Raw genomic sequence first — 26,058 nt, forward strand, 5'->3', positions numbered from 1 at the left:
TTGGCAGAAAGGCTTCAAGGTGGACGACTTTTACGCCGCCCGCAGCAGGGCTATCCCGCCGCTACCGTGGTCGAATATTGCTCCGCCGTTCTCATTGAACACCATGCTCGTCGTCGTCCGGTCGCCGCGCACCAGCGTGATCTTGACCGTGCCGGTGGCCAGCCCTGCCGCAGCGCCCCCTTCCAGCAATTGCACGAAGCCGCGCTTGCCGCTTTCCGATTCCCATTTGCGGATCGCGCCCACGGCATCTTCCGAAAGCGAGCTGCGCACCACCGGCTGCAAGGCGGCGAGGTCCGCTTTTTCCAGGCCCCGGAACATGTGGATCGGGATGGGCTGGGCGGTCGCGATGGCGGCGGGCAGCAGCGGTGCCAGCGCCAGTGCCGTGCATATCCCCAGAACAGGAAGCCGGTGCATCGCAAGTCGGTTCATCGCAATCTCCGCTCAAAGGCCCTGAAAGGTGAAGGGCTGGGCTGGCACGAAGGCGCCGGAAACCTCACCGGAAAAGGTGTTGCGCTGGTTCGGCCCCAGATCAAGCCGCTTCGCCTTGGCCGTGGGCGCAAAGTCGATCTTCTTCAGGTCCACCCAGAAGGTGTTCGGTGTCAGCGCGGATTCGAAGAAATAGAGCCTGCGCCTGTGGTCGGCCACGGTGCGCCAGCGCGTCGACGAGATATTGGGCTCGCCCGGCGTGGTGATGCCAAAGGGCACGGATACGTTGCGGATCACGCTGAACACGCTGGCCAGCGCCGTCACCGCGTCCTCGCTCTTGGGGATCGCGTTCACATAGAAGGATGCCCGCGCGAACCGGTCCGCGGATCGGTTGGTGCCGGGCAGCATCACCGTGCCGCCGATCTGCTGCCAATAAGCGTTGAGCGCGAGTTGCTGGTCGAAGATCGGTGAGTTGGTCATCACCTGATATTGCCGGCCGTGGTGGATCACCTGCTTGCCGTCGATATATTCCACGATCGCGCTGTCGCCGCTCGCGTCGGAGATCGCCAGATGCAGCGTCGTCAGCCGGTCTTCGCCGGGCACATGATCGGTGACGATGACGAAGGGTTCGGCGCGCAGCGCGGCGACGGCCTCGGCCACGGTGCCGAAATTGTCGAGCACATATTGCGCCCAGGCGGCGATGGTCAGCCCCGGTTTCGACTGGTCGAACCTGGGATATTGCGATTCCACCAGCCACAGCACGCTTGCGGAAAGGCCGGCCTCGTTCATCCCGTCGGTGGTCGATACCTCATATCCGGTGGCGATCACGCTGCCATAGCGCGACGTCCACTTGATCGAATTGGGCCCGGCCTGCCCGCTGCGCGCCATGCCGCGCGGGAAGATCCACAGGTTTGTCGCGACGTCCGATTTCCAGTCCATCGACCGCGCGGTGATCACATCGCCACCGGCGCCGTGATAGACCAGTCGGGTGCAGGCCAGCACCGGCTGCGCTGCCAGCATGATGCTGGTCGCCGCGCATGCCAGATGGGCCCCGATCATCCGCAAGCTGCCGCTGAACGCCATGCCGCTTCTCCCTGTTCGCCCGGGACCGGGTGGCCGGTTACGGCCGCCGGTGCATCCGGGCCGGCGGATCAACCGCGAACGCATCGCAGGTGTTCCCGGTCCGAAACAAAAAATAGGCCGGGATGGAAAAGGGACTCCATCCCGGCCAGTTGTTTCGCGTCACGGCGGAGAGGGTGCCGTAGCCCGCGGAAGCGGATAGGGGGCCGCTCCCGGTAACGACTCATCTATTGAGAATGGTTTGCATTTGCAAGTTATAATTTGCCGCATCCCTGGGTTATTCCGCCCGATCATCGCGATTTGCCTGCTCGACAGCCGACTCCGCACCGCGTTAAGGACAAGCTCGGACGCGCGATCGGGCGCATCCGCGTAGAACGGCTTGGAATCGGGCGGGGTATTGCGATGAAGCCTTGGGTGTTGCTGGCCGATCGCACCGCCGTGCTGTTTCTGGGTGTCGCGGCGGGCGCCGCGATCGGCTTTTCCTTCGCTTATGGCGGCCAACCCTGGCCCGAAGCGCAGCCCGTGGAAAAGGTGGCCGATGCCGGGGAAGCCGCGCCGCTGCCCGCCGTCCCCGCCGCGCCGCCCGCAGCCGTCACGCCGATGCCACAGGTGGCCGGCGTGGAATGCGCGATGCCCTTCCAGCAGCAATTGCTCGACACGCTGGCCGAAGGCGGCAAGGTCCGCGTCGGCGTGTTCGGCGACAGTTTCGGCGATGGCCTGTGGTCGGCGCTCTATCGCCAGCTGCCCGCCAGCGCGAACTTCCAGGTGGTGAAATACAGCCAGCAATCCACCGGCTTCACGCGCTATGCCAGCCTCAACATCGAAAACCACACGGCCGAACAACTGGCGGCCGATGGCCCGGTCGACATCGCCGTCATCTCCTTTGGCGCGAATGACACGCAAGGCGTGATGGCGGGCGGCAAGGCGGCGGCATTGCTGACGCCCGAATGGAAACGCGTGATCGGCGAACGGATCGACGGTCTGGTCCGCCTGCTCCGCTCCCGTGGCGCGATGGTCTATTGGGTGGGCCTGCCCAAGATGCGCAAGGAAAGCTTCGATGCGGACATTTCCGCGATGAACGCCTTCTATGCCGATCGGATGCGGATGCTGGGCGTTCCGTTCATCGATACCGTGCCTTTCTCGGTCGATGCCGGTGGGGCCTATGCGCCCTATCTGCCGGACGGACCGGAAGGAAAACGCACCCTGATCCGCGCCAATGACGGCATTCACATGTCGATGACGGGCTATGTCCGCATCACCCGCAGCCTCGCCGATCGCATTCGCGGCTATGTGGAAGCCGCGCGCAGCTTCGCCGCGCAAGGCGATGGCGCGGCCCAGCCGCAGCGGCAGGCGCGCGCATCATGATGCTGCCGCTGATCGCTTTTGCCGCCGCCGCCGCGTCGTCCGCGCCCAGCTGCGCCGATGGCCTCTGCAACATTCGCGGGCTCGAACCCTTTTACGAAAAGCTCAGCCGCCAGCCGCGCAACCAGCCCGGCAAGCGGCCGATCCACATCCTCCAGATCGGCGACAGCCATACGGCGGGCGATACGATCACGGGATCGTGGCGCGAACTGCTCCAGGCCCGTTATGGCGGGGGTGGGCGGGGCGTGCTCGCGGCCGGGCGGCCCTATCAGGGCTATCTGACGCGCGGCGTCACCGCCGACATGTCGTCGGGCTGGAAGATCGCGGCAACCTTTGGCGGGGCATCGGTGCCGCCGCGCCCGCCGATGGGGATTTCGGGCTTCAGCCTCACCTCGCAGCAGCCCGGTGCGCGGATTGGCCTGACCGCCGATGCCGGCCAGATGTTCGATCGCTTCGTGCTCTGCGCCGAAGCCGCGCCCGATGCCGGCACGCTCACCATCCGCGCGGGCACGCGCACCGAACGCATGGCGCTCGGCTCGGCCACGCAGCGCACCGAATGCCGCACGGTCGAACTCGATCAGCCGAGCTTCCGGGTGGAAGTGGTGGCCGATGATCGCCCGGTGACGATCACCTCCTGGGCCACCTTCCGCGACAATGGCGGTGTTGCTCTGTCCAATGTCGGCGTCGTCGGATCGCAGCTCCAGCATTTCGCCCGCACCGACGATCGCGTCGTCGCGGAGGAATTGCGGGCCTACAAGCCCGATCTCATCATCCTCGCTTTCGGCACGAACGAGGGCTTCTCCCCGATCTTCCGGCCGAACGAATATGAAATCACGCTGCGCAGCCAGATCGGCCGCATCCGCCGCCTCGCGCCCGGCGTGCCGATGCTGCTGTTCGGCGCGCCCGATGCCAGCAGCCGCCGTGCGGCGATGTTGACCAACGCGCCCGGCCAGTCGCCGCAGCCTTGCGCGGAACCGTCGATCTTCACCACCATGGCCAGCGCGTCGACGCCTGCCACGCCATCACCCGCCACGGCGGAGGCGAAGGTCGGCACCGGCCGGCTCGATGGGCTGCTGTCCGAACTTGGCGAAGAAGGAGATGGCAGTGGCGATGATGTCGCGCCGCCGCCGCCCGCACCGGCGGCGCAGGTGCCCGTCACCAAAACGATCTGGTCGGTGAAGAACAATCCGCTTTTCCCGCCGGCAGGGCTTCGAGCCGTCCGCGATGTGCAGCGCCGCGTCGCCGGCCAGCTCGGCATCGCTTTCTGGGATTGGGAAGCGCGGATGGGCGGTGCCTGCTCGGCGGTGAAATGGGTCAAGGCCAATCCGCCGCTGATGCGCGGCGATTATGTGCATTTCAACTCGGCTGGCGGCCGCGATATCGCGCAGCGCCTGAACACCGATTTCGAACGCGCCCACGCCTTGCTTGTCGCGCCCCGCTAAATGCTGTTCCCAACCCTCACCTTCGGCCTGTTCTTCCTGGCCGTCTATGCGCTCACCTGGGCCGTGCGCGGCTCGAACGAGTGGCGCAAGATCCTGCTGCTCTTGGCCAGCTGGGTCTTCTATGGCGCGTGGGATTGGCGCTTCGTCGCGCTGCTGATCTTCTCGGCCGTGCTCAACTGGGGCACGGCGGCGCTGATCGCGCGCACCGACGAGGAGTGGGAAGCGGGCCGCCGCAAGGCGCTGCTGGTCTTCGGCGTCGCCGCCAATCTCGCGATCCTGGGCTTCTTCAAATATTATGATTTCTTCCTCGAACAGCTGGGCGTCCTGCTCCACCAGTTCGGGTTCGAGCGGGATATGCCGCTGCTTGAAATCATCCTGCCGGTGGGGGTCAGCTTCTTCACCTTCCAGGGCATGTCCTATCTGATCGATGTCGCGCGGCGGAAGGTGCCGCCGGCCAGCCTGCTCGACATGACGCTCCTCATGTCCTTCTTCCCCCACCTCGTCGCCGGGCCGATCGTCCGTGCGTCGGATCTGATCCCGCAGTTCAGGCAGACGCCCAGGCTCGAACGCGGCATGGTGGCGATGGGGCTGCTGCTGATCGTCTGGGGCCTGTTCAAGAAGGCGGTCGTCGCGTCCGAACTGTCGGTCAACCTCGTCGATCCGATCTTCTTCGATCCCTCGGCCCATTCCAGCCTCGATCTCGTCATCGCGGCTTATGGCTATGCGGTGCAGATCTACTGCGATTTCTCCGCCTATAGCGACATGGCGATCGGGCTTGCCGCGCTGCTCGGCTATCGTTTCCCGTTCAATTTCAACCAGCCCTATCGCGCCCGTTCGCTGCAGGATTTCTGGCGGCGCTGGCACATCAGCCTGTCGAGCTGGCTGCGCGACTATCTCTACATATCGCTTGGCGGCAGCCGGGGCGGGGTGTGGAAGGCGTGCCGCAACATCCTGCTCACCATGCTGCTCGGCGGCTTCTGGCACGGCGCTAAATGGACCTTCCTGATCTGGGGCGGACTCCACGGTATCGTGCAGGTGATGGAAACGCTGTGGCGCAAGTTCCGGCCGCAGCACTGGCCGCTGATGCCGGCGGCGATCGCCATCTTCATCACCTTCCACATCGTCACTCTGGGCTGGATCTTCTTCCGCGCCGAAACCTTCGACGGGGCGATTGCCTTCCTCGGCGGCATCGGCCGGGGCGATTGGGGGGCGACGATCGCGACCCCGCTGATGATCGGGCTGATCCTGTTCGGCATGATGATCCACTTCACCCCGCCCACTTTGGCGCAGGGCATCGCGCTCCGCCTGCGCAGCGTGCCGGCCCTGCTCCTTGGCCTCGGCACCGGCGCGGTGATCCTGATCATCGATGCCATGCGTTTCGAAGGGGTCGCGCCCTTCATCTATTATCAGTTCTGAGGGAAGGAGACGGCGCCATGTCCGACGAACATCATCCCTCCCCGGTGGACCTGCCGGGCGAACCCGATACGCACGGCCGCCCGCTGGTGTGGACCAGCGTGACGATCGCGGTGGCGACGCTGTTCCTCGGCCTCACCAACGCGATCTCGCTCAATGGCTGGGCGGTCGAACTTGCGCCCACCGAAACCAGCGCGCGGATCGTCACCGTCACCGAAAGCTGGGAAGAAACCACCGAAGCCATCGGCCTCGCCGCCCCGCGCGCCTGGCTCCACGCCCGCTGGAAACAGCTTCAGGCGCTGCGCTTCGAAGGGCAGGATCCGGCTGCCGAATAGCGGCAGGGCTGCCCCGCCTGACGAGCCGCCTTTAACCCGACGCCCGGCCCAGACGCGCGCGCATCTGGCGGACGGTTCGGGCGGTCTTCGGGTGCCGCCAGTCGGGGGCGATGCGGACGAGGGGATCGAGGACGAAGGCGCGCGTGGCGAAGGCGGCGTGGGGGATGGCGAGGCGCGGGCCGGCCCAGCCGCCGCCGGACCAGAGGATGATATCGAGATCGAGCACGCGCGGCCCCCAGCGGCGGCCGGGGCGGCGGCCGAACGCCCGTTCGGTGCGCTTGAGCAGGGCGAGCAGCGCGGGCGGATCGAGATCGCATTCGACGATCACGGCGGCATTGGCGAAGCCGCGTCCCGCCGGGCCGATCGCGGCGGTGCGGATCACCGGCGAGGCGCGGAGAACGCGCACGCCTTGCGCTTCCAGCGCGGCCAACGCGGCCGCGATCACCTTTTCGGGCGCGCCATGGCGGCCGTGGCGGCGATTGGAGCCCAAGGCGATGGCATAGCTTGTGCGCGGCATGCCGCTGCGCCTATCGCAGCACGATGACCATGCCCACCCCCCTTGGCGACGCGCCGATCGAACCCGGCCATGATTGCCCGCTATGCCCCCGCCTCGTTTCCTTCCGCGAGGCGCAGCGCGCCGAACATCCCGACTGGCACAATGCCCCGGTGCCGAGCTTCGGCGATCCCGAAGCGTGGCTCGCCATCGTCGGCCTTGCGCCCGGCCTGTGGGGCGCCAACCGCACCGGCCGCCCCTTCACCGGCGATTTCGCCGGCGGCCTGCTTTACGCGACGCTCGCCAGGTTCGGGCTGGCCGAGGGCGAGTTTGCCGGGCGGCCCGACGACGGGCTGGCGCTGAAGGGCGCGATCGTGCTGAACGCGGTGCGGTGCGTGCCGCCGGAAAACAAACCGACGCCGGAGGAGATCAAGACCTGTCGGCGTTTTCTGGAGCCTGAGCTGGAGGCGCTGCCCAACCTCAAGGTGGTCGTGGCGCTTGGCCAGATCGCCCACCAGTCGGCGATCAAGGCGCTGGGCGGCAAGCTGCCCAAATATCGCTTCGATCATGGCGCGGAACATCGCCTGCCGAGCGGCATGCGGCTGGTCGATAGCTATCACTGCTCGCGCTACAACCAGAATACCGGCCGGCTGACGCCCGAGATGTTCGAGGCGGTTTTTGCCCGTGCGGTGGCGTTGCGCGAGTTGGGCGACGCGTGACGGCTTTCGCCTATGTCGGCGCGGCGCTGGCGGAAATCGCCGGCTGCTTCGCCTTCTGGGCGTGGCTCCGGCTCGACAAGTCACCCTGGTGGCTGGCGCCGGGCGTGTTGTCCTTATGCCTGTTCGCTTATCTGCTGACCCTCGTCGAGGTGGAGCAGGCCGGACGCACCTATGCCGCTTATGGCGCCGTCTATATCGCGGCGGCGATCGGCTGGCTGTGGGCGGTGGAAGGGGTGAGGCCCGATCGCTGGGACGTGATCGGCGCGGCGATCTGCCTGCTGGGCGCGGGCCTCATCCTGTGGGGGCCGCGCCCGTCCTGATCCTCAGCGCGGCCGTTGCGACGGCGGCCGATGCTCCATCCGTTGGCGGACGATGCGCAGATAGGCGTCGACCAGTTCCTGATTGACCGCATCCCAGCCGAAGCGTTCGCTGGCGACGCGGCCGGCGGCACCGGCGGCGGCGCGCGAATCCTTGTCCTCGCAATAATGCTGGAGCGCATCGGCAAAGGCGGAGATCGCGCCGGGACGGACGAGCCGCCCGGTCACATTGTCCTCGACCAGGCTCTGGCTGCCGGTGGCGATCGCGGCGACGACCGGCAGGCCGGCGGCCATCGCCTCCAGCGTGACATTGCCGAAGGTTTCGGTGACCGACGGGTTGAACAGCATGTCGGAGGAGGCGACCGCACGGCCCAGATCGTCGCCCTTCTGGAAACCGACGAACACCGCCTGCGGCAGGCGCCCTTCAAACCATTCGCGGGCGGGGCCTTCGCCGATCACCAGCACCCGGTGCTTCACGCCGCGCTGGACGAGCTTGTCGATCGCGTCCGCGAACACGTCGAGGCCCTTTTCCATCACCAGCCGGCCGACGAAGCCGATCACCGGCTCGTCATCGGCGATGCCCAGGCTGCGGCGCCAGCCGAGATCGCGCACCTCGGGCGAGAAGGTGTCGCGTTCCACCCCGCGCGACCAGATGCCGACGTCGTAGTTCATCCGCTGTTCGCGCAGCAGCTGCGCCATCGATTCGGATGGCGCGAAGATCGCGTCGCAGCGGCGGTAGAAACGCCGCAGCATCGCTTCCACCACCGGCTCCATGAAGGTGAGGCCGTAATAGCGCGGATAGGTTTCGAAGCGGGTATGGACCGACGCGACGACCGGCAGGTCTTTCTTGTGCGCCAGCGTCACGGCGCGGTGGCCCAGGATTTCGGGGCTGGCGACGTGGAACAGATTGGGCTGGAAATCGCGGATGTCGCGCTTCACCGAAGGCGGGATCATCAGCGGCGCGCGATATTCGGCGCGGCCGGGCAGGGCCAGGGCCGGCACGCCGACGACCTTGCCGACGGACGGGAAGGCCGGCGTATCGGTGCGCGGCGAATAGATGCGCACCGCGGCACCCTGATTGAGCAGATAGCCGACCAGCCGGTTGAGCGCCTGATTGGCCCCGTCGCGGACATAATTATAGTTGCCCGTGAACAGGGCGATGCGGAGCTCGCTGGTTTGCATGGTCGGCGCCTTTAGTCGTTCGCCGCGCAAAATGCCATTGCTGTTGATCGTGCGGGCGCGCCGCTTGCGTGCGCCGCACCGCTGATCTAGCCCCGGCGCATTCGCACCGGAGTTGCACCATGGCTCGCGCCGATTTCCGTTTCTCCTACCCCAAGCGCGTCCGCTATTCGGAGATCGACGCCCAGGCGGTCGTATTCAACGCGCGTTTCCTCGATTATCTCGACATCGCCGTCACCGAATATCTGCGCGCGGTGGGCGTGCCCGATCCGGCGGGGGTGGAAGGGCTGGCGCAGTTCGTCGTCGCGCGCACCAGCATTGATTACAAGGCGTCGGTGCGGCTGGACGAGGAGGTGGATCTTTGCATCCGCCTCGCCCGCGCCGGTCGCAGTTCGCTGACCTTCGCCTTCGAGTTTCATGGCAAGGGGGGCGAGGATCTGCGCGCGGCGGGCGAAACCGTGCAGGTGCATATCGACGATGCCCGCCAGTCGAGCCCCGTCGCCGCCGATTATGTCGCATTGTTCGAAGCCTATGAAGGGCGGTCGCTGCGCGCATGACGATCGGACCCCGCAGCCGCTGGCTGATCGCGCTCGGCCTCGGCGGCCTTTCCGCCACCGGATTTGCCCCGCTTCACTGGTGGCCGCTGGCGCTGATCGGCGTCGCGGCATGGATGGGGCTGGTGGCGGCCGCACCGCGCCTGCGTTCGGCGCTGGCGATCGGCTGGTGGTTCGGGCTTGGCCATTTCATCATCGGCAACAACTGGATCGCCACGGCTTTCCAATATCAGGATGCGATGCCGGCCTGGCTCGGCTGGATCGCGGTCAGCCTGCTGGCGCTTTATCTGGCGCTGTTTCCGGCGGTCGCGGCGGGGCTGGCCTGGCGTTGGGGGCGTGATCATGCGGCCCGTTATCTGCTGATCTTCGCGGCGGCGTGGATCATTGCCGAATGGCTCCGCGCGTCGCTGTTCACCGGCTTTGCCTGGAACCCGCTGGGTGTGATCGCGCTCGACATGGCAGGGCTGGCGCAGGCGGCGGCGCTGATCGGCACCTACGGCGTTTCCGGCCTCGTCATCCTTGCCGCCGGCGGGCTCTGGCTGGTCGCGCGGCGGGAATGGCAGGCGGGCGGCGCGGCGCTGGCCGTCGTGGCGGTGGTCGCGCTGGCATTGCTGCCGAAGGGGGACGGCCCCGCCAAAGGGCCGCTGATCCGCGTCGTCCAGCCCAATATCGGCCAGCAGGACAAGTGGCGCGAAGGGTTTGAGGATCAGAATTTCGCGCGGCTCGCCAGCCTGTCGGGACGCCGCTCGGCGGAACCGCGCCTGCTCCTTTGGCCTGAGGCCGCCGTGCCCGAATATCTGGAGGAGGGGCGTGTCGAAGACCGGCGCGCGCGTGCGCGGATCAGGCGCCTGCTCGGCCCGCGCGACATCATCCTCACCGGGGGCACCGCGCTCGAATGGGGCAAGGACGGCTATGCCGCCGGTGCGCGCAACAGCCTGTTCGCGATGGATGCGAGCGGCCGGATGCTGGCCCGATACGACAAGGCGCACCTTGTTCCATATGGCGAATATCTGCCGATGCGGCCGATCCTTTCGGCGATCGGCCTGTCGCGGCTGGCGCCGGGCGATCTCGATTTCTGGCCGGGGCCGGGGCCGAAAAGCTATGCCCTGCCGGGCTTCGGCACGGTGGGCGTGCAGATCTGCTACGAAATCATCTTTTCGGGGCAGGTGGTCGATCCGGCCGCGCGGCCGGATTTCATCTTCAATCCGTCCAACGACGCGTGGTTCGGGCCGTCCGGCCCGCCCCAGCATCTTGCTCAGGCACGGCTCCGCGCGATCGAGGAGGGGCTGCCGATCATCCGCGCCACGCCGACCGGCATTTCCGCGATCATCGACGCGCGCGGCCGCGTGGTGGAAAGCCTGCCGTGGCGGACGGCCGGCGCGATCGACGGGCGCCTGCCGGCCGCGCGCGCGGCGACGCCGTTTTCGCGTGCCGGCAATGTGTTTCCGCTCCTGTTTGCAGGGCTGTTGATCCTGCTTGTCATTGCGCACCGCCGCATCGCGCGCTAAGGGACATAAGGAATCCTTTATATCCGCTTCCGTCTGGGGAGCGGAGGCAGCCGAAAGGGCATGTGTTCGATGCGCAGCGACTATCTCTTCACGTCCGAGTCGGTCTCGGAAGGGCATCCCGACAAGGTGGCCGACCAGATTTCGGATGCGGTGGTCGATCTGTTCCTGTCGCGCGATCCCGAAGCGCGCGTCGCCTGCGAAACCATGGTGACGACGCAGCGCATCGTGCTTGCCGGCGAAGTCCGCTGCCGCGAGGACGTGACGCCGAGCCAGGCCGAGATCGAAGAGGTCGTGCGCGCCACGGTGAAGCGCATCGGTTACGAACAGCATGGCTTCCACTGGCAATATGCCGATTTCGCCTGCCACCTGCATGGCCAGTCGGCGCACATCGCGATGGGCGTGGACGAAAGCGGCAACAAGGATGAAGGCGCCGGCGATCAGGGCATCATGTTCGGCTATGCGACCGACGAAACCCCCGATCTGCTGCCCGCCACGCTATATTATTCGCACCGCATCCTCGAACGGCTGGCGCATGACCGCCACAACAATGTCGTCGATTTCCTCGAACCCGACGCCAAGAGCCAGGTCACGCTGAAATATGAAGGCGGCAAGCCGGTCCGCGCGACGGCGCTCGTCGTTTCCACCCAGCATAACCCGTCGCTCAGCAACGATGCCGGCCAGGCCAAGCTGCGCGATTATGTGACCGGCGTTTTCCGCGATGTGCTGCCGGACGGCTGGCTGCCGGAAGACAAGGACATCTACGTCAACCCGACCGGCCTGTTCGAAATCGGCGGTCCCGATGGCGATGCCGGCCTCACCGGCCGCAAGATCATCGTCGACACCTATGGCGGTGCGGCCCCGCATGGCGGCGGCGCGTTCAGCGGCAAGGATCCGACCAAGGTGGACCGTTCGGCCGCCTATGTTGCCCGCTATCTCGCCAAGAATGTCGTCGCGGCGGGCCTCGCCAAGCGCTGCACCATCCAGCTTTCTTACGCCATCGGCGTGGCCGAGCCGCTGTCGCTCTATGTCGACACGCACGGCACCGGCATTGTCGATGAAGCGCGGATCGAAACGGTGCTGCCGACGCTGGTGCGCCTGACGCCGAAGGGCATCCGCACGCACCTCAAGCTCAACAAGCCGATCTACCAGCCGACCGCCGCCTACGGCCATTTCGGCCGCAAGCCGGACGGCGATCTGTTCACCTGGGAAAAGACCGATCTGGTCGAACAGCTCAAGGCTGCGCTCGCCTGATATCGGGCTTCCGGCCCGCGTCGGATTGAGGCATGATGCATGGCGGCAGAAGGGGGCCGCCATGCTCAAGCTCTTCCTCGGAATTGCCGCCGGGATCATCGTCGCCTTCGCTACGGTGGCGATCGCCGAATCTCTCGGCCACCAGCTTTATCCCCTGTCCTCCAGCATCGATCCTCGCGACGTCGCCGAACTGGCCGGCGCGATGGACGCCGTTCCGTTCGGCGCCAAGGCCGTGGTGCTGGCGGCCTGGTTCCTCGGCGCGCTGATCGGCGGCTATCTGGCCAACCGCATCGCCGATCGCGCGATAGCGGGCTGGATCGTCGCCGCTGCGGTCGCCTTGTCCGGCGTCGCGACCATGCTCGTCATCCCGCACCCGATGTGGATGTGGGCAGGCGGCGTCTTGCTGCCGGTCGCCGCCGGCTGGCTGTCGCAACAGGGCGCGCGGGTAACGCTCTGACGCGGATCGAACGGCTGGCGCGATCCGGCCGGGATCGGTAGAGGGCGCGGCCATGAACGATCCTACCACCATTCGCCGACTCTATGGCCGTCGCCAGGGCCACAAGCTGCGCCAGGGCCAGGCCGCGCTTGTCGAGGATCTGATGCCGCGCGTGGCGGTGCCGGAAACGGGGCCGGTCGACAGCCATATCCTGTTCGGTGATGCCGAGGGGCAGGGGCGCCCGCTCGAACTGGAAATCGGCTTCGGCGCGGGCGAGCATCTCGCGGCGCAGGCGGCGATGCGGCCCGATCACGGCTTCATCGGCTGCGAACCCTTCCTGAACGGCGTCGTCGGCGCGCTCGGCCATATCGAGCGCGAGGTGCTGGATAATGTGCGCATCCATATGGGCGACGCGCTCGACGTGCTCGAACGGCTGCCCGATGCGTCGCTGACGCGGGCCTGGCTGCTCCATCCCGATCCCTGGCCCAAGGCGCGTCACGCCAAGCGCCGCTTCATGAACGCCGGGCCGATCGCCCTGATCGCGAAGAAGATGAAGCCGGGCGGCGAATTCCGTTTCGGCACCGATCATCCGGTCTATTGCCGCTGGGGCATGATGGTGATGGGGCAGAGCCCCGATTTCATCTGGCAGGCCGAAACCCCGCGCGATTTTCTGGAGCGCCCGGCCGACTGGCCGGAGACGCGCTATGAGGCGAAGGCGCGGCGCATCGGCCACGAGGTCTGGTATTTCAGGTATATCCGGCGTTGATCGGCCGGGCTTGGAACTGGGTGTCGGCCCGTTCGGGCTGGATCTTCGGCACGATTGGCCTGATCGCCTGGTTCGTGATGCTATGGCTGATGTTCGGCGACGTGCTGTGATCGCCGGTTCACCGCTCGCCTTCGGGGTCGATATGCACCCAGGTGGCGGTGTCGTCGGCGCGCTTGCCGGTCGGTAGCGGCGCATCGCCTTCCTCGTCGGGGCCCTGCCAGTCCTGGCGGGTGCTGTGGATACGCTCGCCGGGAAAACGCACCGGGCCGGTGCGGGCACGCACTTCCGCGAGATGGCCGGCGATGGCGTCTTCGGTGCGGCCCAGCCGCCGCGCCATCTGGTCGACCGGCAGGCCGGCCTTGTCCATGCTGTGCAAAAGATCGAGATCGGTTTTCGTCCAATCGCCGTCGCTGGTCGCCGACATCGCATTGTCTCCCCGGGCATTGCCTCCCTGGCGCCTACCCATCCGCCGGAGAGTAACCCATGAAGCGGCCCAAGAGGTCAACATCGGGTCGCAGGCGATTCACGATCTCGCTGGAAACGCTTAGGCGCTTCCACCTCGGTCGATCAGGCTCAAGACCTTGATCGCTTCAGGCCGGGGCCTGAAGCGTTAATCAAGGTCTCGTCCAAGGAAGAGAGCCTGATTCACGATCTCGCTGGAAGCGCTTAGGCGCTTCCACCTCGGTCGATCAGGCTCTAAGGCTGCATCCATGGGTCTCGCACGGGGAACCGGCCGGCGCCATTGGGGGCAGGGCCGGATATGATCATGATCAGCCAGGGCGCGGCTGCGGTCATTGCCGGGCTGGCGGCGCTTTGGCTGGTTCTGGCCGGCTGGGCGACGATCGTGGGGCTGCGCCGTGCGGCCCGCGCCGGCATTGCCGAGGCCGCGTCCGAACGCTTTGCCGAACTGGTCAGCGCCGCGCCGGCGGTGGCGGTTCTGGTCGAGGCCGATGGCCGGATCGATGCCGACGAGCGGCTGGCGGACTGGCTGGGCCTGCGCCGTATCCCGCGCTCGATCGAGGAATTCGCCGATCGCGATGGCGGGCTGGACGAGGCCGATGCCCAGGCGCTCGCCCGCGATATCACGGCCACCCAGCGCAGCGGCGCGGGCTTTGCGCGCTCCTTCCGCGTGCGCGGTTCCGCGCGCGTGCTGATGGCGCGTGGCCGCCCCGGTGCGCGGCCGGGCCGCGTCGTGCTGTGGCTGTTCGACGCCACCGAAAGCCAGGAGGAGATCACCCGGCTGCGCGATGCCGGCGGGCGGCTGACCCGTGCGCTGGAATCGCTGTCCGCGCTGATCGAGGCGGCACCCTTCCCGATGTGGCATCGCGGCCCCGATCTGCGGCTGGCGCTGGTCAACAGCAATTATGTCGATGCGGTCGAAGGCGATGATGCCGCCGACGTGATCGCGCGTGGCCTTGAACTGATCGAGGCGACCGACGGGGTGGGGCCGATGTTCGCCGCCGCCGCCGCGCGCGACAGCGGCGATCCGCTGATCCGCACCGTCCCCGCGACGATTGCGGGTGAACGCCGGATGGTCCGCATCGTCGACGTGCCGTTGGGCGAGGCCGGGGTCGCGGGCTATGCCTTCGACGTGGGCGAGCTGGAGGAGGCGCGTGCCGATCTCGGACGCTTCGCGCGCGCCCAGCGCGTCCTGCTCGATCATTTGTCCGCCGGCGTCGCCCAGTTCGGCCGCGATCGCCTGCTCACCTTCTGCAATCAGCCCTTCCAGCGCATGTTCGCGATGGAGGCCGAGTGGCTGGCCGACCGTCCCGAATTCGATCGCGTGCTCGAACGCATGCGCGAAGCCAATCGCGCGCCGGAAAGCCGGGATTTTCCGGGTTGGAAGGCCGAGCGCCGGGCATGGTTCCAGGATGCGGGCGAGGCGGTGGAGGAAAGCTGGCTGCTGCCCGGCGGCGCGCATCTGCGCGTTATGGCGCAGCCGATGCCCGATGGCGGCCTGCTGGTCATCTTCGAGGATCGGACCGAGGAGATCCAGCTGGCCAGCGCGCGCGACACGTTGTTGCGGGTGCGCAGCGCCACGTTCGACAATCTGTTCGAGGCGATCGGCGTGTTCGCCGCCGACGGCCGCCTGCATTTGTGGAACAACCGCTTCCGCGAGGTGTGGCAGCTCGGCGAAAATGATCTCGCGCTCAACCCGCGTGTCGATGCGCTGGTCGAAACCGTGGCGAAACGGCTCGCCAATCCGTCGCGCGCGGGCCTGATTCGCGATCTTGTGCGGATCGCCACTGTCGATCGGCAGCAGCGCACCGGCAATGTCGCCTTCGCCGACGGCCGCAATTTCGAGTTCGCGGCGGTGCCGCTGCCCGATGGCAACGCGCTGTTCACGATGCTGGACGTGACCGACAGCCGCCGGATCGAGCGTATGCTGCGCGATCGCAACGAAGCGCTGGAGGAGGCGGATCGCCTCAAGACCGCGTTCGTCGAAAGCATGAGCTACGAACTGCGCACGCCGCTCACCACCATCGGTGGCTTCGCCGAGATGCTGGCTGGCGGCTATGCGGGCCAGCTGGAGGAAACCGCGCGCGATTATGTCGGTGCGATCCTCGAATCGGTCGCGCGGCTCGGCGCGCTGATCGACGACGTGCTGGACCTGACCGATTTCGAGGCCGACGGGCTGGCGCCGGAGCATGAGCCGGTCGACCTTGCCGCCTTGCTGCGGGATGCCGCAGGCGCGATTGCCGATGCCGCGAAGGCCCGGCCGCTGGAACTTGCGGTCGAGATCGAACCCGCCATCGGCGCGGTCGCGGGCGACAGGCGCCGGCTGCGCCAGACGGTCGATCATCTGCTGCGCAACGCCATCCTCTACACGCCGGCGGGCGGGCGTGTGCTGCTGAAGGGCAGCGGTGATCTGGAAAATGCGCGGATCATCGTGTCCGACAATGGCGCCGGCATCGCTTCGGAGGATCGCGAGCGCATCTTCGATCGCTTCCAGCGGCTGCCGGGGGCGGGGGCGGCGGAGAGCCGGCCACTGGCTGGGCTGGGCCTGCCGCTCGCCCGGCAATTCGTGCAGGCGCATGGCGGCACGCTGGAACTGATGTCCGAACCGGGCGAAGGCTCCACCTTTCTGATCCAGTTGCCGAGGCCGCAATGACCGGGTGGCGCCTGCCCGACGCGGCGGCGACCGAGGCTGCGGGTGCCGCGCTCGCCCCGCTGCTGCGGCCGGGCGACGTGGTCGCGCTGCACGGCGATCTCGGCGCCGGCAAGACCAGCTTCGCGCGCGGTGCACTGGCCGCTTTGGGGCTGGCGGAGGAGGCGCCGTCGCCAAGTTTCGCGATCGTCCAGGCCTATGATCCGCCCGATGTCGCCTTGCCGGTCTGGCATGTCGATCTCTATCGCGTGGAAGATGCTGACGATGCAGCGGAACTCGGCCTCGACGAGGCGCTGTACGATGGCGCGCTGCTGATCGAGTGGGCGGAACGGCTCGGCCCGCGGCTGTGGCCCGATACGCTCCACCTCAGCTTTGAAGTGACGCCGGATGGCGCGCGGCGCTTGACTTGGACGGTGCCCGAGGCATGGGAAGGCCGTTGGCCCCCGCGCGAGTTTCGCCCCGCATGATCCCTCCTGTCGCTGCCCCCGATTTCCTTAGCCGCAATGGCTGGGGTGATGCCGAAATCCTGCCGCTGGCCGGTGATGCCAGCTTCCGCCGCTATTTCCGCGTCGTGGCGCCGGGCCGCAGCGCGGTGCTGATGGATGCGCCGCCCGACAAGGAGGATATCGGCCCGTTCCTCGCCATCGCGGCCGAGCTCGATGCGCGCGGCCTTTCCGCCCCGCAGACGCTGGCGGTCGATCGCGATCAGGGCTTGCTGCTGCTGGAGGATTTCGGCGATCGGCTGGTCGGCCCGGTGCTGAAGGCAGATCCGCAGCCCGAACGCGCCATCTATGCCGATGCGATCCGCGTGCTCGATGCGCTGGCCGCGCAATCGGCCCCGCACGGCCTGCCGCCTTATGACGAAGCGGTGATGCTGCGCGAGGTGCGGCTGTTCACCGAATGGTATGCCCCGGCGGTGGAGCTGGATGTCGACGAGGCCGGTTTCGACGCCGCCTGGTCGGAATGCTGGCACGACGTGCTGGGCGTGGTGGCCGACGATCCCGTGCTGGTGCTGCGCGATTATCATGCGGAAAATCTGCTGCTGCTCGATCGGCCGGGGCTGAAACGGCTTGGCCTGCTCGATTTTCAGGACGCGCTGGCGGGCCACCCGGCTTATGATCTCGTGTCGCTGCTGCAGGATGCCCGCCGCGATGTCTCGCCTTCGCTGGAAGACGAGATGCTGACCGCCTATCTCGCCGCGCGGGGAACGCGCGATGCCGAACGCTTCCGCGCGCATTACGAAATCCTCGGCGCGCAGCGGAACACCAAGATCATCGGCATCTTCACGCGGTTGTGGAAGCGCGACGGCAAGGCCGGTTATCTCGCTTATCAGCCGCGCGTGTGGGGCTATCTCGAACGCAATCTCGCCCATCCGGCGCTGGCGCCGGTGAAGCGCTGGTTCGACGCGAATGTGCCCACCAGCGCCCGTGCCGCCTTTTGGGAGCAACGTGCATGACACGCTATCGCAAGCCGCTGGCGATCCGCCCCAACTCCGGGGGTGCGCCGGTGCGCACCGCGATGGTGATGGCGGCGGGGCTGGGCAAGCGCATGCGCCCGTTGACCGCCACCCGGCCCAAGCCGCTGGTGGAGGTGGCGGGCAAGCCGCTGCTCGATCACGCGCTCGATCGGCTGCGTTCGGCGGGCGTCCGCCGCGCGGTGGTGAACGTCCATTATCTCGCCGACGCGCTGGAGGCCCATCTGCGCCGTAAGGCCGGTGATATGGAAATCATCGTGTCGGACGAACGGGCCGAACTGCTCGAAACCGGCGGCGGCACGGTCAAGGCGCTGCCGCTGATCGAGGACGATCACTTCCTTGTCGTCAACAGCGACAATCTGTGGGTCGATGGCCCGGTCGATGCCATCCGCCTGCTTGGCCAGCGCTGGGACGATGCGAAGATGGATGCGCTGCTGCTGGTCGTGCCGCAGGCGCGCGCGCATTGCCATTCGGGCCCGGGCGATTTCCACATGGATGCCGATGGACTGCTTTCGCGCCGTCGGCCCGGCAAGGTGGCGCCCTTCGTCTTCACCGGCATCCAACTCGTTTCCCGCCGCCTGTTCGCCGATGCGCCGGAAGGCCCGTTTTCCACCAACATCCTGTGGGACCGCGCGATCGCGGCGGGCCGCGCTTATGGCGTCGTCCATCAGGGGCTGTGGTTCGATGTCGGCACGCCCGGCGCCATCGCCCGCACCGAAGCGCTGCTGGCCGCCGGGTGAACGCCGCGCCGACCCCCCAGGTCTTCACCATCCCGCCGCATCGCGGCTTCGCCGATGCCCTGGCCGCCGGCCTGATCGCGCGCCACGGCGGCGATCCGCTCGGGCTGGCGCGGGGTATCGTGCTGCTGCCCAATAATCGCGCGGTTCGCGGCGTGACGGATGCCTTCGTCCGCCGGGCGGCCGGCGGGTTGTTGCTGCCCCGGCTGATCGCGATCGGCGATCCTGAACTGGGCGAGAAGCTGGGCGGCCTGCTCGACCCCGCCGATGGCGATCCCGTACCGCCGGCGATCGAACCGATGGCGCGGCTGATGATCCTCGCCCGGCTGGTATCCGAGGCGCGCGTCGCCGCCGGCAACCCGGCGCCAACGGCGGAAGCGGTGCGGCTCGCCGCCGAACTCGCCCGCACGCTCGATCAATTGCTGGTCGAGGAGATCGAGCCCGCCCGGCTGGCCCGGCTGATCGACCCGGCGGTGGAACCCAATCTCGCCGCGCATTGGCAGACATCGCTGGCGACGTTCGAACTGGTGCTGTCGCGCTGGCCGGAGGAGCTTGCGCGGCGCAACCGGCTGGACGCGGCCGACCGGCGCAACCGCCTGCTCGATCGCGCCGCGCGCCGCTGGGTGGAAGCGCCGCCGCAGGCCAGCTTCGTCGTGGCGGCCGGCATCACCACTTCCGCACCGGCGGTGGCGCGGCTGTTGCGCACCATCGCCATGCTGCCGGACGGGATGGTCGTCTTTCCCGGCCTCGATCTCGCCATGGCGCAGCCTGCCTGGGATGCGCTGGGCCCGCATGATGCGGACCCGGAAACCGGCCGCCGGCGCCGCGCGATCGAATCCCATCCGCAATTCCACCTCAAGCTGCTGCTCGATCGCATGCATGTCGGCCGGGGGGAGGTTCGCCTGTGGCGGCGCGGCGGCGGGCATGACGCGCCGGCGGCCCGCACGCGGGCGATCAGCCATGCGATGATGCCGGCCGAATTCACCGCCGAATGGGTGGCGCTGCGGCCGGCCGATCGGCGCCTGACCGGCGTGCGCGCGATCGAACTGGATGGCCCGGCCGAAGAGGCGCAGGCGATCGCGATCGCCTTGCGACAGGCGATCGAGGAGGAAGGCCGCACCGCCGCGCTCGTCACGCCCGATCGCGCGCTTGCCCGGCGCGTCTCGGCGCATCTTCGCCGCTGGGGCATCGAAGCCGACGATTCCGCCGGCCGGCCGTTGACCGCGACCCCGGCGGGCGGCCTGCTGCTCGCGCTGGCCGAGGCGGCGGCCGAACATTTCGCGCCGGTGCCGTTGCTCGCCTTGCTCAAGCATCCACTGGTGCAGGCAGGTGATAAGCGGCTGGACTGGCTGGACGGTGCCCGCCGCCTCGATCGCGCCTTGCGCGGCCCGCGCCCGGCAGCGGGGTTGGCGGGCATCACCCGCCATCTGGCCGAAGGCGATCCGCGCGAACGCCGCGTCCGCGCGCCCGCCATGGCCTGGTGGCAGACGGTTGCGGCGCTGCTGGCGCCCTTGGAAGCCGCCTTTGCCGGCGGTTCCACCCCCGCCGCATTGATCGCCGCGATCCGCGACGCCGCCGGCGTGCTGGCGGACGATGCGGCATGGAGCGGCGCCGACGGGCGGGCGGCGGCCGATCTGGTCGCCGCGCTGGAAGAAGCGATGGCGGATGGCCCGGCCAGCGCCGGCGCCGACGATATCCTGCGCATCCTGCGCCAGCTGACCGACGAACAGGCGGTGCGCCCGCCGCAGGGCGGCCACCCGCGCATCTTCATCTGGGGTGTGCTCGAAGCGCGCTTGCAGCAGGCCGATCTCGTCATCCTCGGCGGCCTGAACGAAGGCACCTGGCCGGCGGCGCCCTCGCCCGATCCGTGGTTGGCGCCGGCGGCGCGCGCGGCGCTGGGGCTGCCGGGGCTCGAACGGCGGATCGGCCTTGCCGCGCATGATTTCGCGCAGGGGCTGGGCGCGCGGCAGGTGATCGTCACGCGCGCCCGGCGCGATGCCCGTGCGCCCGCCATCGCCTCGCGCCTGTGGCTGCGGCTGGAAGCGATGACCGGCGGCATCACCCGCGCGCCACGGCTGAAGGGCTGGGCCCGCGCGCTCGATCGGCCAGCCGGGCCGTCCATGCCGGCGGACCGGCCAGCGCCATGCCCGCCGGTGGCGGATCGGCCCCGGCGGATCGCCGTCACCCGGCTCGATCGGCTCAAGGCTGATCCTTATGCCTTCTACGCCGATGCCATGCTTGGCCTTGCCCGGCTCGATGCGGTCGATGCCGATCCCGGCCCGGCCTGGCGCGGCAGCGCCGTCCACCGCATCTTCGACGCCTGGCTGAAGGAAGATGGCTGCGATCCCGCGACTTTGGTGCCGCGCGCACGCGCGATGCTGGATGAAACCGCCGCCCATCCGGTGCTGCGCGCGCTGTGGACGCCACGGCTGATGGAAGCGGTCGAATGGGTCGGCAACATGGTGGCGGCCAACCGTGCCGAAGGCCGCGAACCCGTTGCCGCCGAAATCTTTGGCGAGGCGGAGGTAGCCGGCGTTACCCTTTATGGCACGGCCGACCGGATTGACCGTCTGGGCGACGGCGGGCTCGCCATCGTCGATTACAAGACCGGCCAGCCGCCCAATAATGCGCAGGTGTCCGCCGGCTTCGCCATGCAGCTCGGCCTGCTTGGCCTGCTCGCCGAAAAGGGTGGCTTCAAGGATGTGGATGGTGTGCCGTCCGCATTTGAATATTGGTCGCTGGCAGCCAAGGCGGGCGAACTTGGCCATGTGGCGAGCCCCACCAAGGGCCGCACCGCCACCATCGCGACCGAGGATTTCACCGCCGCCGCCGCATCGGTGTTCGAGGATGCAGCGACGCGCTGGCTGACGGGCAACGAAGCCTTCACCGCCAAGCTCCACCCCGAATATTCACCTTATGCCGATTATGACCAGCTGATGCGCCTCGACGAATGGCTTGGCCGCGATGCGGGCGGGGAGGGCGAGGGATGAGCAATCGCCTGAAGCCTTTCAGCGAATTGCGCGGCGAACAGCGCATCGCTTCCGATCCGCGCGAACTGGTCTGGCTTTCCGCGTCCGCCGGCACCGGCAAGACGCATGTGTTGAGCGCCCGCGTGCTCCGCCTGTTGCTGAGCGGCGTGCGGCCGGAAACCGTCCTCTGCCTCACCTTCACCAAGGCGGGCGCGGCGGAAATGGCGGAGCGCGTTCACGCCCGGCTCGCCTGGTGGGTGCGGCTGGACGATAATGCGCTGAAGAAGGAATTGTTCGCGCTGGGCGCGGTGCATGATGCGGATGCCATCGCGCGGGCCCGCGCGCTGTTCGCCGCCGTGCTCGATGCGCCGGGCGGCGGCCTGCGCATCCAGACGATCCATGCCTTCTGCCAGACGTTGCTCGCCGGCTTTCCCGACGAAGCCGGGCTGGCGCCGGGTTTCCGCCCGCTCGAAGGGCGGGAGGAAGCGGCGCTCGCCCGACGCACGCTGGGCGAATTGCTCGACCGGGCAGAACGCGGCGGCGATTTCGGCCTGATCGGTGATGTGCAGGCGTTGAGCCGGCGGCTGGGTGAAAAGGAAGCCGAATCCTATCTGATGGCCTGTGCGCGCGCGCCGCAGGCGATGAAGGCGCTGGGCCCCGGCATCGCGGCCAAGGTCCGCACCGCGCTCGATGTGCCGCTGGGCGATGTGGGTGAGGCGATCGAACGGGCCTGCGTCGACGCTGCCTTCGATGTCGCGGCGGTGCTGGCCGTTTCGCGTGCCAACGCAGCATGGGGCACGGCGACCGGCCTGAAGGCGGCCGACACCTGCGCCGCTTTCCTCGCCGCGGCCCCGGCATCGCGCGCCGCGATGCTCGATGATCTGGCCGGTGTCGTCCTCACCAAGACGGGCGAGCCGCGCAAGGCGAGCGCCAAGCTGGTCGATGCCGAACCGGGCTATGCGATGTTCGCCGAACGCGTGGGCGCTGCCTGCAATGCGCTGATCGGGCTGCGCCTGCGCGCGGCGCTGGCCGATATCCTCGCACGCGGGCTGCGGGCGGGGCAAGCCTATGCGCGGGCCTATGCCGATGCCAAGCGGATCGCCGGCGTCGTCGATTTCGATGATCTCATCCGCGCCACCGTCCGCCTGCTGCAGACCGACGGCATGGGCGATTGGGTGCGTTACAAGCTCGATCAGGCGATCGATCATATCCTGGTCGATGAGGCGCAGGACACCAATGTCGCGCAATGGACGATCGTCGCCGCGCTGGCGGGCGAATTCTTCGCCGGCGCGGGCGCCCGCCATCCGGCGCATCGCACGATCTTCACCGTCGGCGATTTCAAGCAGGCGATCTTCGGCTTTCAGGGCACGGACCCGGCGGCCTTCCTGGCGGCCAGCCAGGTGTTCGACGTGCGTGCGCGCGGCGCCGATCGCGAATTCCTGCAATTGTCGCTCGATCGCTCCTTCCGCTCGACGCCGCCGGTGCTGGAACTGGTCGATCGGCTGATCGAAGATCTCGGCCATGGCGCCATGGGGCTCGATGCGCCGCCGCCACGCCATGTCAGCGCCCGCGAAGGGCGGCTCGGCGCGGTCACCATCTGGCCGCCGGTCGCCGTCGGATCGAGCGACGAGGCCGATGCCGAGGAAGGCTGGATCGACGATGCCACCCGCGCCTTTGCCGGGCGGCTGGCCAAGCAGGTCCGCGCCTGGATGGACGATCCCTTCTGGGTCGATGGCAAGGGGCGCCCGTTCCGGCCCGAAGACCTGCTGATCCTCGTCCGCAAGCGCGGCGAACTCGCCTCGCTGATCGTTGCCCGCCTGCATGCCGAAGGGGTGCCGGTCGCCGGGGTCGATCGCCTGCGGCTGACCGCGCCGCTCGCCGTGCGCGATCTGCTGGCGGCCGTGCGCTTCGTGCTCCAGCCGGACGACGATCTCAACCTTGCCGGGCTGCTCGTTTCGCCGCTGGTCGGGCTGTCGCAGGACGAGCTTTACGCGGTCGGCTTTGGCCGCAAGGGCAGCCTGTGGCAGGCGGTGCGCGCGCATGGTGGCGTGGCGGCCGCGCGCGATCTGCTGGCCGGGCTGCTCGCCACGGCCGATCTCACCACGCCCTATCGCTTCCTCGAAGCCCTGCTGTCCGGCCCGATCGACGGCCGCCGCAAGCTGCTGGCGCGGCTGGGGCAGGAGGCGCGCGATCCGATCGAGGAACTGCTCAACGCCGCGCTCCAGTTCGAAAGCGACAGCACGCCCTCGCTCCAGCGTTTCATCGACTGGTTCGATCGTGGCGATGTGGAGATCAAACGCGATCCTTCCGCCCCGCTCGATGCCGTGCGGGTGATGACGGTGCATGGCTCGAAGGGGTTGCAGGCGCCGGTGGTGGTGCTGGCGGATGCGACGGGCGATCCCGGCGCGTCGCCGGTGCGCGGGCTCGACTGGACGATCGAGGATGGTGTCGCGGTTCCCGTATTCCGCCCGCGCAAGGCGGAATTGGCGGGTGGCGGGCTGGCCGACGATCTCGAACGCGCGCGCCGCCGCGATCTCGAGGAACATTGGCGGCTGCTCTATGTCGCGACCACGCGGGCCGAGGAACGGCTGCTGATCGGCGGCGCGCTGGGCGCGCGCGATGTGGCGCGCGGCGGGCCTGCGCAGGATAGCTGGTATCGTGCGCTGCGTGGCGCGATGGATGCGCTCGGCGCGGTTGGCGAAGCCGATCCTTTGTGGGGCGAGGCGCATCATCATCGCGGCGGCGCTGCGCGCGGCGGCAAGGCCCGGCCGTCCCGGCCGGATATTCCCTTCGCGGAACCCGCATGGCTGCGCGCGCCGGCGCCACGGGAATCGCGCCCGCCCAAGCCGCTCGCGCCTTCGTCGCTCGGCGCCGATACGGTGGCCGATCCGCCGCCGACGCCCGCCATGCTGGAAGCCGCGCGGCGCGGCACGTTGCTGCATGCCCTGTTCGAACGGCTGCCCGCGATCGCGCCCGATCGGCGCGCGGCAACCGCGCTCGCCTGGCTCGAACATTCGGCCGGCGTGGCCGATGCGGCTGTGCGGGAGGCCTTGGCTGGCGATGCGCTGGCGATCATCGCGGACCCGGCCTTCGCCGATCTGTTCGGCGCGGACGCACTGGCCGAAGCGCCGATTGCCGCCGTCGTCGGTGGCGATGTCGTCGCCGGCACGGTCGATCGCCTGCTGGTGAGCGAAAGCCGCGTTCGCATCGTCGATTTCAAGACCGGCAGGCGCGTCCCCGCCGGGCGCGATGCGGTGCCCGAACATCACCTTCGCCAGATGGCGGCCTATGCCGCCGCGCTGGAAGTGATCTTCCCCGGCCGCACCGTTGATGTGGCCCTGCTCTATACGGCGGGCCCCAGCCTGATCGTCCTGCCACCCGAATTGCTGCACCGCCACAAGCCAGGCTTGACAGGCTAGGAGCAAATCCTGCCTCTCGCCCGTTGAGTGGGGCGGCAGCGCTGCCTACATCGTTCCGGAACACCAAGGAGTTTGCCATCATGGCCACCAAGACGATCACCGACGCTTCGTTCCACGACGATGTTCTGAAGGCCGATGGGCCCGTCCTCGTCGATTTCTGGGCCGAATGGTGCGGGCCCTGCAAGATGATCGGCCCGTCGCTGGAGGAATTGTCGGTCGAATTCGACGGCAAGGTGACGATCGCCAAGATCAACATCGACGACAACCCCGACGCGCCCGGCAAGTACGGCGTTCGCGGCATCCCGACGATGATCCTGTTCAAGAACGGCGCGCCTGCCGCCACCAAGGTCGGCGCCGCGCCGAAGAGCGCGCTCAAGGGCTGGATCGAAAGCGAACTCTGAAGCCTGCGCACGAAGCGCTTGCAAAGCGGGCGGGGCCATGGCCATTTCGGGCCATGCTCCGCCCGTTTCTTTTTGGCCTCGCTCTGCTGCTGCCGCTCGCAGCGCCCGCGCAGGTGATCCGCCCGGTCAGTGAAAAAAGCAGCTTCCAGATCGCGCTGGAGGGCGAGAGGCCCGTGCTCGTGCTGTTCCAGGGCAAGAATTGCGCCGCCTGCCGCGCGGTCGAACAATGGATTGACCAGATGTCCGGCGAACTGGCCGGCAAGGTCGATATCGTCAGCCTCGATGTCGACGAAAATCCCTACACCAAGCAGGAATTCGGCGTCGAAGGCACGCCGACCCTGCTGATGTTCCAGAATGGCGAGCAGACCGGCGGCATGGTCGGCGCCACGGGGCGCGACGATCTGCGCGCCTTCATCGCCCAAAGCGCCAAGCTCGCGCTTTAGGAAAGCGAGATGATCGAAGGAGCAGTCGGAAATATGCGGCCAGTTCTTCTGCTTGCGCTGTTGGCATTTGTTACCACTCCAGCTTGGGCTGCCACGCCAAGTGATCCTGTTCCGAGTAACCCGAGCGAATGGCTAGGCCACGTGGACAAAGGGTAGCCACAGCAATGCTGATGCGAGGCTGACGAAGCCGAGATAGGAGCTTTTGCTTTTGTCGTAGCGGGTGGC

24 protein-coding genes are annotated in these 26,058 nt (G+C 68.0%); 19 read left to right on the plus strand and 5 right to left on the minus strand.

The genetic code is table 11. The features are described 5' to 3' along the window. Positions 1 to 30: 30 nt before the first annotated feature. Complete coding sequence (locus CHB74_RS19005) at positions 31 to 429, minus strand: hypothetical protein (RefSeq protein ID WP_144033861.1); 399 nt, start codon at positions 427 to 429, stop codon at positions 31 to 33. Positions 430 to 441: 12 nt separating this feature from the next. Next, a complete protein-coding gene (locus CHB74_RS19010; protein ID WP_245843042.1) occupies positions 442 to 1,509 on the minus strand; it encodes a linear amide C-N hydrolase in 1,068 nt (355 codons plus the stop codon). Positions 1,510 to 1,908: 399 nt separating this feature from the next. Here CHB74_RS19010 and CHB74_RS19015 point away from each other — a divergent pair, with 399 nt between their 5' ends. The 4 genes from CHB74_RS19015 to CHB74_RS19030 are packed head-to-tail and all read left to right on the plus strand — an operon-like array spanning position 1,909 to position 6,058. After that, a complete protein-coding gene (locus tag CHB74_RS19015; RefSeq protein WP_089221089.1) occupies positions 1,909 to 2,871 on the plus strand; it encodes an SGNH/GDSL hydrolase family protein in 963 nt (320 codons plus the stop codon). Next, entirely contained in the window at positions 2,868 to 4,310 is a 1,443-nt protein-coding gene (locus CHB74_RS19020) for a GDSL-type esterase/lipase family protein (protein ID WP_179220927.1), read from the plus strand. Before CHB74_RS19015 ends, CHB74_RS19020 begins: the two co-directional genes overlap by 4 nt. Beyond that, entirely contained in the window at positions 4,311 to 5,726 is a 1,416-nt protein-coding gene (locus tag CHB74_RS19025; RefSeq protein WP_089221090.1) for an MBOAT family O-acyltransferase, read from the plus strand. A gap of 17 nt (positions 5,727 to 5,743) precedes the next feature. Next, positions 5,744 to 6,058, plus strand: coding sequence for a hypothetical protein (locus tag CHB74_RS19030; RefSeq protein WP_089221091.1), 315 nt, complete (start codon positions 5,744 to 5,746; stop codon positions 6,056 to 6,058). A gap of 31 nt (positions 6,059 to 6,089) precedes the next feature. On the opposite strand, the gene folK is transcribed toward CHB74_RS19030, so the two are convergent. After that, the gene (gene folK, locus CHB74_RS19035) at positions 6,090 to 6,575 is read right to left on the minus strand and encodes a 2-amino-4-hydroxy-6-hydroxymethyldihydropteridine diphosphokinase (protein WP_089221092.1); all 486 of its coding nucleotides are present in this window, start codon (positions 6,573 to 6,575) and stop codon (positions 6,090 to 6,092) included. A gap of 23 nt (positions 6,576 to 6,598) precedes the next feature. Here folK and CHB74_RS19040 point away from each other — a divergent pair, with 23 nt between their 5' ends. Both CHB74_RS19040 and CHB74_RS19045 read left to right on the plus strand, forming a co-directional pair. Next, positions 6,599 to 7,270 carry a uracil-DNA glycosylase gene (locus tag CHB74_RS19040; RefSeq protein ID WP_089221093.1) on the plus strand — a complete coding sequence of 224 codons (672 nt, stop codon included), beginning with the start codon at positions 6,599 to 6,601 and terminating at the stop codon, positions 7,268 to 7,270. Further along, entirely contained in the window at positions 7,267 to 7,590 is a 324-nt protein-coding gene (locus CHB74_RS19045; protein ID WP_089221094.1) for a YnfA family protein, read from the plus strand. The genes CHB74_RS19040 and CHB74_RS19045 overlap by 4 nt, the downstream gene beginning before the upstream one ends. 3 nt (positions 7,591 to 7,593) lie before the next feature. On the opposite strand, the gene CHB74_RS19050 is transcribed toward CHB74_RS19045, so the two are convergent. Then, entirely contained in the window at positions 7,594 to 8,769 is a 1,176-nt protein-coding gene (locus CHB74_RS19050) for a glycosyltransferase family 4 protein (protein ID WP_089221095.1), read from the minus strand. Between the two features lie 119 nt (positions 8,770 to 8,888). On the opposite strand from CHB74_RS19050, the gene CHB74_RS19055 reads away from it, so the two are divergent. The 5 genes from CHB74_RS19055 (at position 8,889) to trmB (ending at position 13,281) form a co-directional block, all read left to right on the plus strand. Next, positions 8,889 to 9,323 (plus strand): acyl-CoA thioesterase, encoded by a 435-nt coding sequence (locus tag CHB74_RS19055; RefSeq protein ID WP_089221096.1) that lies wholly within the window; start codon positions 8,889 to 8,891, stop codon positions 9,321 to 9,323. Continuing rightward, on the plus strand, positions 9,320 to 10,828 hold the full coding sequence (gene lnt / locus CHB74_RS19060) for an apolipoprotein N-acyltransferase (RefSeq protein ID WP_089221097.1): 1,509 nt from the start codon (positions 9,320 to 9,322) through the stop codon (positions 10,826 to 10,828). The genes CHB74_RS19055 and lnt overlap by 4 nt, the downstream gene beginning before the upstream one ends. 69 nt (positions 10,829 to 10,897) lie before the next feature. Next, a complete protein-coding gene (metK, locus tag CHB74_RS19065) occupies positions 10,898 to 12,079 on the plus strand; it encodes a methionine adenosyltransferase (protein WP_089221098.1) in 1,182 nt (393 codons plus the stop codon). Positions 12,080 to 12,140: 61 nt separating this feature from the next. Next, positions 12,141 to 12,536, plus strand: a complete 396-nt coding sequence (locus tag CHB74_RS22125; RefSeq protein ID WP_089221099.1) for a hypothetical protein — start codon at positions 12,141 to 12,143, stop codon at positions 12,534 to 12,536. 52 nt (positions 12,537 to 12,588) lie between these two features. Next, a complete protein-coding gene (gene trmB / locus CHB74_RS19075) occupies positions 12,589 to 13,281 on the plus strand; it encodes a tRNA (guanine(46)-N(7))-methyltransferase TrmB (protein WP_089221100.1) in 693 nt (230 codons plus the stop codon). 118 nt (positions 13,282 to 13,399) lie between these two features. On the opposite strand, the gene CHB74_RS19080 is transcribed toward trmB, so the two are convergent. Continuing rightward, a complete protein-coding gene (locus CHB74_RS19080) occupies positions 13,400 to 13,705 on the minus strand; it encodes a hypothetical protein (RefSeq protein ID WP_089221101.1) in 306 nt (101 codons plus the stop codon). Positions 13,706 to 14,047: 342 nt separating this feature from the next. Between CHB74_RS19080 and CHB74_RS19085 the strand changes: the two genes are divergently transcribed. The 8 genes from CHB74_RS19085 (at position 14,048) to CHB74_RS19120 (ending at position 25,833) form a co-directional block, all read left to right on the plus strand. Continuing rightward, positions 14,048 to 16,393 (plus strand): PAS domain-containing sensor histidine kinase, encoded by a 2,346-nt coding sequence (locus tag CHB74_RS19085; RefSeq protein ID WP_089221110.1) that lies wholly within the window; start codon positions 14,048 to 14,050, stop codon positions 16,391 to 16,393. Beyond that, entirely contained in the window at positions 16,390 to 16,857 is a 468-nt protein-coding gene (gene tsaE, locus CHB74_RS19090) for a tRNA (adenosine(37)-N6)-threonylcarbamoyltransferase complex ATPase subunit type 1 TsaE (protein ID WP_089221102.1), read from the plus strand. Before CHB74_RS19085 ends, tsaE begins: the two co-directional genes overlap by 4 nt. After that, entirely contained in the window at positions 16,854 to 17,846 is a 993-nt protein-coding gene (locus tag CHB74_RS19095; protein ID WP_089221103.1) for an aminoglycoside phosphotransferase family protein, read from the plus strand. Before tsaE ends, CHB74_RS19095 begins: the two co-directional genes overlap by 4 nt. Continuing rightward, positions 17,843 to 18,604 carry a nucleotidyltransferase family protein gene (locus tag CHB74_RS19100; protein ID WP_089221104.1) on the plus strand — a complete coding sequence of 254 codons (762 nt, stop codon included), beginning with the start codon at positions 17,843 to 17,845 and terminating at the stop codon, positions 18,602 to 18,604. Before CHB74_RS19095 ends, CHB74_RS19100 begins: the two co-directional genes overlap by 4 nt. Continuing rightward, positions 18,601 to 21,591 (plus strand): double-strand break repair protein AddB, encoded by a 2,991-nt coding sequence (gene addB, locus CHB74_RS19105; RefSeq protein WP_089221105.1) that lies wholly within the window; start codon positions 18,601 to 18,603, stop codon positions 21,589 to 21,591. The genes CHB74_RS19100 and addB overlap by 4 nt, the downstream gene beginning before the upstream one ends. Further along, on the plus strand, positions 21,588 to 24,989 hold the full coding sequence (addA, locus tag CHB74_RS19110) for a double-strand break repair helicase AddA (protein ID WP_089221106.1): 3,402 nt from the start codon (positions 21,588 to 21,590) through the stop codon (positions 24,987 to 24,989). Before addB ends, addA begins: the two co-directional genes overlap by 4 nt. Before the next feature lie 80 nt (positions 24,990 to 25,069). After that, the gene (gene trxA, locus CHB74_RS19115; protein WP_089221107.1) at positions 25,070 to 25,390 is read left to right on the plus strand and encodes a thioredoxin TrxA; all 321 of its coding nucleotides are present in this window, start codon (positions 25,070 to 25,072) and stop codon (positions 25,388 to 25,390) included. A gap of 53 nt (positions 25,391 to 25,443) precedes the next feature. Further along, positions 25,444 to 25,833, plus strand: a complete 390-nt coding sequence (locus CHB74_RS19120; protein WP_089221108.1) for a thioredoxin family protein — start codon at positions 25,444 to 25,446, stop codon at positions 25,831 to 25,833. Positions 25,834 to 26,058: the final 225 nt, after the last annotated feature.

Source organism: Edaphosphingomonas laterariae (genome assembly GCF_900188165.1).
GTDB classification, from domain to species: domain Bacteria; phylum Pseudomonadota; class Alphaproteobacteria; order Sphingomonadales; family Sphingomonadaceae; genus Sphingomonas_E; species Sphingomonas_E laterariae.